10 protein-coding genes are annotated in these 12,386 nt (G+C 62.1%); 2 read left to right on the forward strand and 8 right to left on the reverse strand.

Translation table 11 applies throughout. The features are described 5' to 3' along the window. Positions 1 to 3: 3 nt before the first annotated feature. The 8 genes from tagH to tssA are packed head-to-tail and all read right to left on the reverse strand — an operon-like array spanning position 4 to position 8,856. Positions 4 to 1,473: a type VI secretion system-associated FHA domain protein TagH gene (tagH, locus tag NKH36_RS05890; RefSeq protein ID WP_352960722.1), complete on the reverse strand. Its 1,470-nt coding sequence runs from the start codon at positions 1,471 to 1,473 to the stop codon at positions 4 to 6. Continuing rightward, positions 1,470 to 2,555, reverse strand: a complete 1,086-nt coding sequence (tssG, locus tag NKH36_RS05895) for a type VI secretion system baseplate subunit TssG (protein ID WP_352960724.1) — start codon at positions 2,553 to 2,555, stop codon at positions 1,470 to 1,472. Before tssG ends, tagH begins: the two co-directional genes overlap by 4 nt. Continuing rightward, positions 2,519 to 4,393: a type VI secretion system baseplate subunit TssF gene (gene tssF / locus NKH36_RS05900; RefSeq protein ID WP_352960726.1), complete on the reverse strand. Its 1,875-nt coding sequence runs from the start codon at positions 4,391 to 4,393 to the stop codon at positions 2,519 to 2,521. Before tssF ends, tssG begins: the two co-directional genes overlap by 37 nt. Before the next feature lies 1 nt (position 4,394). Further along, positions 4,395 to 5,150, reverse strand: a complete 756-nt coding sequence (gene tssE / locus NKH36_RS05905; RefSeq protein WP_352960913.1) for a type VI secretion system baseplate subunit TssE — start codon at positions 5,148 to 5,150, stop codon at positions 4,395 to 4,397. Further along, entirely contained in the window at positions 5,137 to 5,592 is a 456-nt protein-coding gene (locus NKH36_RS05910; protein ID WP_095519759.1) for an Hcp family type VI secretion system effector, read from the reverse strand. The genes tssE and NKH36_RS05910 overlap by 14 nt, the downstream gene beginning before the upstream one ends. A 48-nt stretch (positions 5,593 to 5,640) precedes the next feature. Beyond that, on the reverse strand, positions 5,641 to 7,146 hold the full coding sequence (gene tssC, locus NKH36_RS05915; RefSeq protein WP_352960728.1) for a type VI secretion system contractile sheath large subunit: 1,506 nt from the start codon (positions 7,144 to 7,146) through the stop codon (positions 5,641 to 5,643). Between the two features lie 3 nt (positions 7,147 to 7,149). Beyond that, positions 7,150 to 7,689, reverse strand: coding sequence for a type VI secretion system contractile sheath small subunit (gene tssB, locus NKH36_RS05920; protein WP_352960729.1), 540 nt, complete (start codon positions 7,687 to 7,689; stop codon positions 7,150 to 7,152). Positions 7,690 to 7,695: 6 nt separating this feature from the next. After that, positions 7,696 to 8,856, reverse strand: a complete 1,161-nt coding sequence (gene tssA, locus NKH36_RS05925) for a type VI secretion system protein TssA (protein WP_352960731.1) — start codon at positions 8,854 to 8,856, stop codon at positions 7,696 to 7,698. Between the two features lie 325 nt (positions 8,857 to 9,181). On the opposite strand from tssA, the gene tssH reads away from it, so the two are divergent. Beyond that, on the forward strand, positions 9,182 to 11,932 hold the full coding sequence (tssH, locus tag NKH36_RS05930; RefSeq protein WP_352960733.1) for a type VI secretion system ATPase TssH: 2,751 nt from the start codon (positions 9,182 to 9,184) through the stop codon (positions 11,930 to 11,932). Between the two features lie 189 nt (positions 11,933 to 12,121). Further along, positions 12,122 to 12,385, forward strand: coding sequence for a hypothetical protein (locus NKH36_RS05935; RefSeq protein ID WP_352960735.1), 264 nt, complete (start codon positions 12,122 to 12,124; stop codon positions 12,383 to 12,385). The last annotated feature ends 1 nt before the right edge of the window (position 12,386 follow it).

The raw sequence follows: 12,386 nt of genomic DNA on the forward strand, positions 1-12,386 counted from the left end.
TTTTCACTCCTCCTCATATGCATCCCGAAAATCAGCGCCGATTTCGCCGAGGAAGCTCGATTCCGCACTCTGGGCGATTTCACGATGGCGTTTCTGGTATAGCTCCCACAGCTTGGCGCTGCGCCCGCCCGAAAGCAGGGTGCCGATCGCCGAACTCGACTTGAGCTCTTCCTCGATCGCTGCCGGGTCAAAACGGTCAATCATCCGCCGCAAGGCGGACTGCACGCCTCGCCAGGCGCGCACGTGATGTTGCGCGAGATCGCGGACCGCGTCGGCGATTGCCGCTTCGCCGGCCAGAAATCCGGGGCTGCGCTCCGCGATAAGGGTCACGATGGCGTCGTCGACCGTTGGCAGAAACTTGAGCGGATTGACTTCAGAGGCCCCCACCACCGTCTGAGCGACGCGAGCGTTTCCCTTTTCCTCGGCTCGCTTGCGCAGCAACTGCATCAGGCCTTCCATCATGCGCCGATACTCGCGACCGAATTTCTCCATTTCCGCGACGCTGTCGCGTCCAGGAAAATCGGCTTCCTCGATGCCCATGCCACGCAAGAAGGCGGTGCGAAGGGCCATGTTCGCCTGTTGCGCCGCTGCCGGGGAGGGGGCGGGTTTGGGCGCAGCGCCAGCACGTGGCGGAGAAGGGATATCTGTCGCCTGGCCAGGCAAATCCCAGGGATTGGCCGACTGCGGCCTTCCGGCGATGTGTTGGCGTTGACCGGTCGAGCCGGCGCCGTTTCTCAAATCGGACGAAGCGGCCGGCCCGAAACCGAAATCGTCATCGAATTCGGATGATTTTCCCGAAACAGGCTGGCCTGGAACGGGCTCGGTTGCACCGGAAGGTGTCGGATCGAGGCTGAATGGGTCTGCGGCGCCTGGCACATCACACGGTTCGGGATAGGCGCCATTGGGCGCCGGCGTCGATACCGGGTCGAGGCTGAACGGGTCGTCGAAGGCGGGCGAACTGCGCTGGTTGGCGCGCTCGAACGCTCCTGGGATGGGCTGCTCGAACGGGTTCGGCAGATCGGCGGGACGCGGTCGTCGCGGCTCCTCCTCGACCGTGGCTGAAAAGAAATCATCGCGGCCGATGCTTACCGGCGCTCGTGATGCCGGCGGCGACCGTTCCGCGAACGATTGGCTGGCTGGCGGTGCTTGAGCGGCCGACGTCTGCAGATCGACGCCTACGATGTAGTCGCCCAGCCTCAGCCGCATGCCGTTCTGAAGACGGACCGAGGTCCCGGCGCCGAGCGGGCTGTCGGAGTCGTTTATGAACAAACCGCTGCTTGATGTGTCGGTGACGAAATATCCATCCCGCCCGCCGGTGATCCTGCAATGGGCGCGTGAAACGAACATGTCGGGATCGTCGATCTGCCAGTCCGCGTCCGAGCTGCGGCCGATCACCAGTTCACCCTCGTCCAGCCGGGTCTGCCGTACCACCTGAGTGCGTGGCCCGTGCTCCAGCGTCAGCAGCAGACTCATGCCGCGACCTCCGCCATTTCCGGCCGCCATCCGACGATTGTCCGCAGCCGCATATCGTCAGCATCGCCCCTTTCAGCGGGCCGCGCAAGCCAGCTGGTTCGGCCGAGCTGCACCGCTCCGATACGGGGCTGCGGCACTGCTTCACGCGCGAGCACGATCCGCAGATCGACATCGAGCGATTCCCCCACCATGTCGCGAACGGCCTGTTTGAACATTTGCAGACGTTGACCGCCCGGCAGGAACGTTTTGAACTCCTCATACCCGAGGGGGCCGACGCGGAGTTCGATCCTGCTTTGGCGGCTGAAAACGCGCGGGCCGATCGTCGCCCCGCGACCCAGCACTGCGTAAGCTTGGGCAAGGCGGGTCTGGAGCGTCGCCGGTATGGTCATCCAGGTGGCAACGAACTCCTTGATCTGGACCGGCACCTTGAACGCTTCCGCCAGGAATAGCGTCAGCCGCTCCGGACCGTCGACCTGGCTGGCGAGCGACGCCGCCTGGCGAAGCTTCACGGCGTCGAGAGCGGGATTGTGGGTGCCGGGAAGTCCGATTCCCGCCATGGCTTCAAGCATGGCTCTTACCCGGCCGCCGACCGCCCGTTCGACCTGTACCGCCGGATGCGCGTCGGCCCAGGCCCGATAGTACAGGGCGATCATGCGGTGCTGGAGAATATTGACGAAGTCCACGAACGTCGTGTCGCTGGTCTGCCGTGCGTCGGCGCCGGTGAACCAGCGCTGCGACAGACGATCGAGCACCCAACGTGTCAAATGAAGCGGCATCGGGCCTTCCGGTCCCATCAGCCCGAGATTTGCAACCGTGACCCGGGCCGGCGTCCCGATCTTCCCCGGCGTCTTGTCCTCGGCTTCGCGGAACGCAACCACGTCCTTGGCTGAAAAGCTAAGACGCACATGCTGCCCGAGTCTTGCCGGCTCGCGATCCGCGTGGCCGGAATAGCCGAATAGCCCGCCCCTTTGTTCGAGCCGGCGCAACAGTTCGAAAAAGTCGAAGGTATCATCCAGCTCTTCGACCCGGTCCAGGTCGAATGTGTCTAGATCAGGTAGCGATTGCCGGGCGTCATCGGCCATGGCACATCCTCCTGCTTCTGCAGCAGCCGCGTACGGGTCCGCACAAACCCGTTTAGTCCGGCGTGACGGGCAAACAGCCGTGCAAGCAAGGCTGAAAGCAGCAATGTGCTTTGCCCTGCCAGGACCGACTGGTCCACATGCAGCGTCACTTCCGTGCCCCGTCCGAAGCACATCGGCCCATCGATCTGCAGCCGTTCAATGACGGACCGCGAGTCGATGCGAACAATCGAGTGCACATTGCGGGCGAGGCTCGGATCGCCCCGGTCGGCATAAAGATCGAGCAGCGCATGCAGCGGATCGACACCGCGGCCCTCCTTGGCGAGGCTGAGAAAGTTGAGCGCCAGCTGCGCCACCAGCCGCCAGGCGAGATTGTCGGCTCGGGATTCGCCGTCGGCGCCCGCGGGCAGCGCGGCCGGGATAGCCGGCTGGGGCGAGCGCAACGCACCGAGAAGCCGGACCATTTCGACCGGATCGCCTGTCTCCAGCGTCAAGGTAGGGTTGTCGTCGAGGATCGGCAGATCGCGGTTAGTGCAAAGCGCCATGATGTCGAGACGCTTCAGCGGCCGGTTCGCCGGGCTTCCCGCCGGCCGTGAAACCGAAAGGAAAACGTCGTCTCCCGTGTATGAAGTGCGGGTCAACCCGTCGCGCCGTTCATCTTCGGTGGCCCGGCGAGGGCGCCGTTCGGTGGAATAGACCCAGCCATTGCTGCGGTTTTGCCCCAGGCTGAAGAGCTCCGGAATTTCGGCGTCGGGGCCCTCGGCGTCGGCGTCCTCGACGTGGGTCACCCGATAGATTTCGAAGTCCCGTGCCCGCGTGCGGTCGGCATGCAGCACTTGCCGGGTTCTGCGCGGATCAAGCTCGATGACGTTGCAGTCACGCTCGAAGAGGTTGATGATCGGCGTCACGAAAAGTTCGAAATCCGCCGGCGTCACATCGGCAAGTTCGGGTACTGGACGCCGGAACATGAAGATGATCTCGAGCCCGGCGTCGCATCTGCGCACGACCGATTGCAGTCCTGAAACCCGCACGTAGTGAAAGCGCTCGGGCATCATGAAATATTCGCGCAGCAGACGGTAGCCTTCGAATGTCGGACGGGTACGAGGCATCAACGCCTCGTCGTCGCTTATGCCGACCATTTCGGGTCCCGGCAACGGCGATAGCGGATTGGCCTTGCCCTCGGCTCGTGCACCAACGGCCGAGCAGGCGCCGAAAATCGCGTCGAACAGCAATGGCGCTTTGGTACGCCCGGCAAAATAGAAATCAAGCCGGTCGAGCGCCAATTCGCCGAGCCTGCCTTTTCCGGCCCGACCCAGCGTGATGCGCAGCGCCGCCTCGCCGCCAACGCCGCCGATCGGTGTTATGCCGGCCGCTGCCAACCCGCTGCGATCTTGGAAATAGCTGACCGACATGATGGTTATCGGCCACAGCGTCATTTCCTGCGCGGTGGTGAATGTGCAGCGCGTCGACAGGCCGGGTTGCAGGCTGGACACCAGCCGCGTGTTCCGCTTGATGACATGGCCGGCAATCATCGACTGGACCTGCTGGCCGGGTTTCACCACTGCCATCGCCGTTGCCGGCGCGGGCGTAACCAGATCGGGATAAAGGACATCCAGCACGCTGCGTGAAAACCGCGAACGCTCGGCATCGACTTTCAACCGAGTGCGCGCAGCGAGGAAAGCCACGCCGTCAAGCAGCCGCTCGACATACGGATCCGGGCAGGGGACGGTATCCAGCGAAAGATTGCGCGCCACGGCCGGATGCATGTCGGCGAATTCCGCCGCGAGTCCGCGGATATGGGTCAGTTCCTCCTCGTAATATTCTACGAAGACCCGATCCATCTCAGCTGTCCCTAAATTCGGTCCGCGCCAGGCCGTTATCGAGATTGATCGTGGTGCGCAAGCGCATGCGTTCCGGCGTCGGCGTCATGATCAGCACAGCGTCTATCTCGATCTTCAGGCCCACACTTTTGTCACCAAGGGTCACCGTTACCTTGGTTGCGCTTTCCTTGAGACGGGGCTCGAACGTGGCAAGGACCGAGCGGATCTCGCGCGCCAGGGCCTCACGATCAAAGTCGCGGGACGAACGGCCCGAGAAGGAAGGCACGCCGTAATTGACCACACTTCGGCGCACTTCCGGAAAATCGGCCAGCGATGGCGGATTGTCAGCGGCCTGTTCGCTTTCGAAATCGGAAAGAAGCGGAACAGCTTCGAAACGCTCGGTGTTGAACAAGGCCTCGATGTCGCGCCGCACAGCCTCCTTGAGGACGCGGGCCGATACGACCACGCCACGGCTTTCGATCTCCGCGCGGTGTTGGGTCTGAAAGGCCAGGCGATGCAGACGCCGCTTCTGATCGGGTGTCAGCTCCGCGTCGGCATCGATAAGCCGCGTGCTGTCCGCAAGCAGGGTATCCAGCCGGTCTGCGCCAAGCTCGTCCTGTAAGGTCTGGCGCAGCCCGTCTATCTCGGAGGTCACGCCCGGCAGGTCGTTGACGAGGCGGTCCCAAAGCGAGGGCTGGACCGCTTCGCGTTTCGCTCGCGAATTGCCGGTAACCTGTAGCTTGTCCGCGCCGGGCCGCCGCACCTCACTTGCCGACATAGACATCCATTTCGATTTCGTCATCCTTGTCATAGACGAACTTGATCTTCTTGTAGGCGAAGCTGACCTCCTCCTCGATCAGGTCCGCTTCATCTTCGGCCTGTTGCATGTCGTATTCCATGATCGAGGCGTCGGTCAGGGTAACGACCAGGTAATCGCTGGTCTCGCCATCGATGGTCCGGCGGGCGGAGAACACAACTTCGTCCAGCGCCTTGTTGTCGAACAGCGCCTTTTTCAGATAGGGCGAGGACTTGTCATAATGCTTGGTGAACTTGATCATCCCCAGGGACACACGACCGCGGCGTGAGAGCGAATTCGGATCGTACGGCGCGATTATCTTGTAATCGACCCCATGGACTTCGATTTCATCCTCGTGGCCGTCTCGAACGCTTGGACCTTTGATGTCCGGAACCTTTAGAAAACCATCAATTTTCACTGGCATTGTCTTTCTCCACCGCTTTCAAACAGAACAAGGTGTGGCTGCTGCGAATCAAGTCTTTACGGACGGGAGTTCCGACACCAGTCGGAGCGAAGCGTTGATGCCCTCCAGCTGGTAATGCGGACGCAGATAGAAGCGAGCATTGTAGTAGCCCGGCCGTCCTTCCACGCTGTCCACTTGGACCTCAGCCGCAGCAAGCGGGCGCTTGGCGCGCGCCTTGTCATCGGCAAAGGCCGGGTTGGCCAGCACGTATCGGTTGATCCACTCGGTCAACCAGATCTGCATGTCGGAGCGTTCCTTGAACGACCCTATCTTGTCGCGCGCAATGGCTTTCAGGTAATGCGCAAAGCGGGAAACCGGGAAAAGATAGGGCAGGTTGGCACTCAGCCGCTCGTTCGACTGTGCGTCGGGATCGACCAGCCGCCCGGCACGTGTCTCGTCGTCCTGCAGCGAATGCGCACCGATGAAAGCCGCGAGATCCGTGTTTTTCCTGTGCAGGATGGGCATCAGGCCGAGCTTCGCCAGTTCTGCCTCGCGCCGGTCGTCGATGGCGACTTCCGTCGGACATTTCATCGCGATCGACCCGTCGTCGGTCGGGAAGCTGTGCACCGGCAGGTTGAGCACCGTGCCGCCATTCTCGACGCCGCGGATCTGCGTGCCCCAACCGTAGAGCTTATGGCTGCGGTTGATGTTGACGCCCATCGGGAAGGCGGCATTCATCCAGACATATTTGTTGTGGTCGCCCTGCACCTCTTCCTCGAAGGTGAAGCCCTTCACCGGAACGGTGTCGGTGCCGTACGGCAGCCGCGCCAGCACTCGCGGCATGGTGAGGCCGATATAGCGCGCATCCTCGCTCTCGCGCAGCGATTGCCAGGAGGCATAGGCCGGGTTCGACACGATCATCTGAAGGTCCTGCGGGTTCGGCAGTTCCTGCCAGCTGTCCATGCGGAACAGGCGGGGCGAGGCGGCCGCGATGAACGGCGTATGCGCGGAGGCACACACACCCGACATATTGCGCAACAGGCCGACGTCGCGCGGATGGTTCGAGAATTCGTAGGCGCCGATCAGACAGCCGATCGGCTCGCCACCCAGCATCGAATACTCGTCCGTGTAGACCTTCTTGAAGATCGGGCTTTGGTCCCACATCTGGCCTTCATAGTCTTCGAGCGTGTCGGCCAGCTGTTCCTTGGAAATGTTCATCACCCGGATCTTGAGCTTCTGATCCGTCTCGGTGTTGTTGACGAGATACCACAGGCCGCGCCATGTGCCTTCCATTTCGCGCACTTCCGGCGCATGCAGAATCTCGTTCACCTGGGTCGTCAGCATCTTGTCGATGCCTGATATCAGCGACTTGATCGACTTGATCGCGTTGGACGAGATGGTCGTGGTGTCGGAGCGGGACTGCGCCGCCAGCGCAAGATTACGGACGAGTTGCTGCAGCTTCTCGCTGTCGTCCTTCTTAACCTTGAAATCCTTCTCGAGGAGCCCGCTGAATTCTCCGAGGTCGATGGCTTCCGCCTCAGCGGCAACGGCTGCGGTTTTTTGTTGTTCGGCCATGATTTACTCCTGAACCTTGTCGTCGTCGGATAATGCCTGGTTGGCGATCTTGCCGAGAAGCGGCTCGTTGTTCAGAAGTTGCGCTATGCGCTTTTCGGCGTCGACACGGCCGTCCATGAAGCCGAGCAGTTCCTCGAGCTGGCGACGCATCTTGAGGATTTCGGCCAATTGCGGAACTTGCTCGGCGATCTTGTCCGGCGCGAAATCACCCATTTTGGTGAAGGTGAGGTCAAGCGCCAGTTCCTCGTCCCGTTCGGCGCCTTCAGCCTGGGGTAGTGTATTCTTCACTCGGGCTTTGACGCGTGGCCCGAGTGCCTCCATGAACTTGGGGAAGCGGTTGGCGTCGGTCTCGACAAAGGCGCGGTCCAGCACCGATTTCGACGCTTCCTTGGTCTGTGAAGCGCCGGAGAGGTCGGCCATCACACCCATGACAAACGGCAGTTCGATCGTCGTCGGGCTGCCGTAGGTCTCCACGTCATAGGCGATCTGCACGCGCGGTGCGCGATTTCGTTCGATGACCTTCGCTTTGCTTTCGGCTACCATGGCTTGTTACCTTTCATCCTTCTGAGCCGTCTTCTTGGCATCGGGAACGCCGGCAAGAAGCCGGAATTCCTTCAGCCCCGAGGGGGCGAGATCTTCCATCAGTTCAACAAAATCCATATGCACCATCCGGCGCACGCGCCGCGCGAGGTGCGGGATCGGGCTCGACGGTTCGGTGCGGTCATAGAAGGCGACGACGAGGTCGAGGCATTTGACGACGTCGTCGCGCGAGGAAATCCGGTCGGGTAGGCTGCTGCTGGCGGGCTCAGCGTAGCTTGCCACACTTGCCATAGGATCGGCTCCATGACCGTTTCGAGCAGGCGTTGCCGGTTCCGCAGGCGCCGAAACTGGCTTCGCGGCGCCATTCGCGGTGGCCGAGTTTCGTTCGAGGGTCGTCAGTACACGCTGCAGAAACCGTTTCAGTTCCGGAGCGGTGGCGCCACCTTCGACGCGAGCGTTGAGGGCTGCCTCGACCGCATCGAGAGCCGCGATCGCAGCGCGGGCGTCGGCGATGAGCGACGTCATCTCCGCGCCGGCCTGATCGATCTGTGTCGCGCATGCGCTGCGCACCCGGTTCAACAGTTGGCTGTGCGCGCTCGCCAGCGCTGCCTTTTCGGCCGCGTTCAGCCCCGAGGCAGCCTCCAGCAGCATGACGCGCTCTTCGAGGGAACCCTTCTCCAGGTCCTCGCCGAGGACCGGCCCGATGCCGCGCGGCGCGAAAAACGTCATTTTCCGCAGGTCCTTGAGCAGGCCATCCTGGCTGTTCTGAAGGTCAGTCAGCGCATTGATGCGGCGCAGGGCGGCGTCGCGCGGCGTAGCACCGGACCGCAGGGCCGGGTGCATGGTTGCCCAGTGCTGATCGAAGGTTTGCGCTATGAGGGTCAGGCCCTCAGCCAGCCCGGCCAGCCGATACTCGTTGGCCAGAGCACGCGTAACGATGACGAGGAGGCGCAGGTCCCGGCCGTGTGGACGCAGATCTTCGGCCTTGGTGAGCACGGTGGACCAGTCGATCGGAACGGCAACTTCTAACTTGGCGTTCCCTTGATACTCGACCTTTTTCTGCTGTTCCGTGAGGCGCTCCAGCTCATGAAAGGCTGGATCGTTGCGCAAATCCTCCCCCGACGGATTTTCACCGTCCAGCGGATTCAGCCAGAGTGCGAGATCGATCACACCATCCCCCAGCGAGCGGCTCTTGGGCCGTGCGTGACCCAACGTTACCACACCGCGACACTTTACCACAATTTAGTTGCTGCTCAATCTTAATGGAAGCTTCCAGACCGGGGCCTGAGCTCGAAATCGGTGGTCGCAATTGTATGTGAAGGCATCGCAAAGAGCTGGACACTCCGCGGCTGTTTGTAGCCGATGGCGTTGGCTTTTGCTGGGAGGGAAGAAGTCGACTGGTTCGAACACCCAGACGCCCCGTCGATAACGCTCCTTTGTCAAGTCGCCCGTTATGTGGCAGTTTGTTCACTGGCAGATTGGAGGAGCAAGTTCGATGGAACAGCGCCGGTCGTCGCAGAGCGTCAAACGCAAGGAACTGGTCGGCAAGCTAAACCACCTCTGTTTGCGCGCCTTTAAGGCTGCGGCCGACGCCGCCAAACTGCGCGGCAATCCCTATATCGAACTCGTTCACTTCGTCGAGCAACTGGTGCTTTCCGAGCGCTCGGATGTGCAACTGATACTGGCCGACGCCGGAGTGGACCTGAGCCGGCTATCGGCCGATATGACCCGCGCCGTCGACAAGCTGCCCTATGGCGCCACTTCGATTAAGGAATTTTCCGATCACATCTTTCACGCCATCCAGGAAGCCTGGACTCTGGCGACGCTTGAGTTCCGCGTGGAGGAGGTCCGCGGCGCCCATATCATCCTGGCCTGCCGGAAGACGCCAGTGCTGGACGGCCTGCTATCGCAAATCAGCGGCGAGTTCGACAAGATCGATGCCGACGCGGTCATCGCGCGCTTCGCCGAGGTGACGGGGGGATCGCTCGAGGCCGGCTCCCCCGCGGCAGCTCCCGCCCCCGAAACACCGCGGCGGGCTGCGGGCGGGGATTCGGCGCTGGCGAAGTATGCAACCGACCTGACCCAGCGCGCCATCGACGGCAACATCGATCCGGTCGTAGGGCGCGATCCCGAGATCAGGCAGATCGTCGATATCCTGATGCGACGCCGGCAAAACAACCCGATCCTGACGGGTGAGGCCGGGGTCGGCAAAACCGCGGTCGTCGAGGGCTTTGCCTTGCGTATCGCCGAGGGCGACGTGCCGCCGACGCTGCAGGGCGTCAGCGTGCGCATGCTCGATGTCGGCCTGATGCAGGCGGGCGCAAGCGTAAAGGGCGAATTCGAAAAACGACTGAAGGCGGTCATTGACGAGGTGCAATCCTCAGAAACGCCGGTCATCCTCTTCATTGACGAAGCGCACACCTTGATCGGCGCCGGCGGCGCGGCAGGAACGGGCGATGCGGCCAATCTGCTGAAGCCGGCGCTGGCACGCGGTGAGCTTCGCACGATCGCGGCAACGACCTGGGCCGAATACAAGCAGCACATCGAGAAGGACCCGGCGCTCACTCGCCGCTTCCAGGTCGTCAAGATAGATGAGCCGTCGGAAGCAGTGGCCGTTCTCATGCTGCGCGGTGTCGCCGGTAAGCTCGAGCAGCATCACAAGGTGCAGATACTCGATGAGGCGATCGAGGCGGCGGTCAGCCTGTCCCACCGCTATATCCCGGCGCGGCAACTGCCCGACAAGGCCGTGAGCCTTCTCGACACCGCCTGCGCCCGTGTTGCCATTTCGCAGCACGCCACTCCGGCGGAGGTGGAGGATATTATGCGCCGCCGCCAGGCGCTGGAGGTCGAGCGCGCCATCATCGGCCGCGAGGCAGCGATCGGCATCGGCGTGGCCGACCGGCAGGCTCGGGTCGAGACCGGCCTTGCCGAGACCGAACTCACGCTTGCTACCGCGCAGGAACGCTGGGATCGGGAAAAGGCGCTGGTTGGCGAGATACTCGAATTGCGCGCCAGGCTGCGCGGCGAGGGTGTGCCGCTCGATGCCGTGGAGCCTCCGGAGGCGGTCGCCGAAACCTCAGCCGCCGATGTATCTGAGATCAAAGCGCCCGAAAGCGATGCGGATCAAACGGCCACTGCGGGTCCTTCTCCAACCGATCCGGCTGCCGATCTCGCGCGGTTGCGGGAACTGACGGCCGAACTCGCAGAAGCGCAGGGCGAAACGCCGCTGATCCTGCCGTCGGTCGATCGCAACGCCGTGGCGGCCGTGGTGCAGGACTGGACCGGCATCCCGACTGGCCGGATGCTGTCGAGCCAGACCGAAAAGGCGCTGCGGCTTGCCGCCACTCTGTCCGAACGCGTAGTCGGTCAGGATCACGCCATGGAAATAATTGCCAAGCGCGTGCAGACCAGCCGAGCCGGGCTCGGCGCGCCCGAAAAACCAGTGGGGGTTTTTCTGCTCTGCGGTCCCTCGGGCGTCGGCAAGACCGAAACCGCGCTGGCCCTGGCCGAGACGCTCTATGGCGGCGAGCAGAACCTCATTTCGATCAATATGTCGGAGTTCCAGGAGGCGCATACGGTCTCAACCTTGAAGGGCGCGCCACCCGGATATGTCGGCTACGGCAAGGGCGGTATCCTGACCGAGGCGGTCCGGCGCAAGCCCTATTCGGTGATCCTGCTTGACGAGGTCGAGAAAGCGCATCCGGATGTGCATGAAATCTTCTTCCAGGTCTTCGACAAGGGAATGATGGACGACAGTGAAGGCCGGCGGATCGATTTCAAGAACACGCTGATCCTGCTCACTTCGAACGTTGGCTCCGAAGTCATCATGGACCGGACCAGCAGCGGCACCGTACGGGCGGGGCTCGATGATCTCGACACGGCATTGCGCGCCCCGCTGTTGAAGGTTTTCCCCGCGGCCTTCCTTGGCCGGGTGGTAACCATCCCTTACTACCCGCTCTCGGACACGATGATCGAAGCGATCACCCGCCATCAGTTCGCCAAGATCGCCCGCCGGCTGCGCTTAAGCAACGATGCCGAGCTGGTGATCGGTGACGGTGTCATGGATCTGGTCAAGGCCCGCTGCACCGAGATAGAATCCGGCGGGCGGATGATCGACGCCATTCTGACAAACACGCTTCTGCCGGAATTGAGCCGCGGGGTGCTGAACCGGTCGCTCGAGGGCGAAAAGATGACGAAGGTTACTGTCGGAGCTTCCGAAGGAGGTTTCACCTATTCCTTCGAATAGCTCACGAGCAATTCTATAGTTATGGATCAAAATCTGACGGTTGATTCCGGAGTGGTTAGCAGTCCTTGGCCCAACTCTTCGGAAATGGCGAATTGCGTCAGGGTCTAGCGGACCGTCCCGGCGTCCGCCGCGGTTCATCGACGGTTCGGGCTCGATGGCTTAATGTGATAGCCCGCGAAGGAAAGAGCCATGCGTATCGAGTTTGTCCTGTTTGCTATTGCGGCCTTGGCGACCAGCTCGGCCCAGGCGGGGAGCCAATCTTCGAATACGATTTCGAACAGCTCATCCAACAACGGCGTGGTGCGCGAGCGGATTGTCGAAACCTATTGCGAAGACGGCTATTGCGAGCGGTACGTTAAGCGTCGGGTCTTTGTCGAGGATTGGAGCAGTGATCACGACCGCGAGTGGGACCGTGGCCGCTATGACGATGACGATGACGATGACGATGATTAAG

Origin of the sequence: Mesorhizobium sp. M1312, from assembly GCF_040318115.1 — a bacterium.
In the GTDB taxonomy this organism is placed as follows: domain Bacteria; phylum Pseudomonadota; class Alphaproteobacteria; order Rhizobiales; family Rhizobiaceae; genus Mesorhizobium.